A 537-nucleotide genomic window follows, 5' to 3' on the forward strand; every position below is an offset into this window, starting at 1 on the left:
TTGTGGGTAATATAAAATGACTATTTGAATTGGAAAAAATTGATTGGACTTTATTGCTTAGTTATACCGGACTTAATCTAATAATAGGCTTAGCATATTTAATTGACTTGTACGATCGTCAATTTATAATGGAATTCTACTTTTTCATTCCACTTGTTTTTGTCTTTTTGATTTTTGATGTTTTCCATAAGCGTTTTTGGAATAAAAAAGTATTACTTATTTGGGGTGTCATTGGAATAGCACAATTGATAGCATACTATTCTTTTAAGGATCTTCCTGAATTGCAAGCTGTGAATGGAAATCGACTAGAATGGTTAAAAGCATTACCTCTGACAATTTTCATCTCTTTTATCTTGAATTTAATAAACAAGAAAGTATATGGAGATTATTTCATTGTGACGACGATGCGCTTAGATCCTAAAAGAGTTGACCCAAAAGATGAACGAAAATTGAGACCTGCAGATTATGTTTTTTCATTTACCGGATTTCTGATTATAATATTCGGAACAGTATTTACAAATTAAAAACTACCCACAA

At 30.2% G+C, this 537-nt stretch carries 1 protein-coding gene; it reads left to right on the top strand.

Translation table 11 applies throughout. The features are described 5' to 3' along the window. The first annotated feature begins 29 nt into the window (after positions 1-29). Positions 30-524, top strand: a complete 495-nt coding sequence (locus GMC_RS0107255; RefSeq protein WP_029489650.1) for a hypothetical protein — start codon at positions 30-32, stop codon at positions 522-524. Positions 525-537 lie beyond the last annotated feature (13 nt).

Origin of the sequence: Aquimarina agarivorans, assembly GCF_000218485.1 — a bacterium.
Lineage (GTDB): Bacteria > Bacteroidota > Bacteroidia > Flavobacteriales > Flavobacteriaceae > Aquimarina > Aquimarina agarivorans.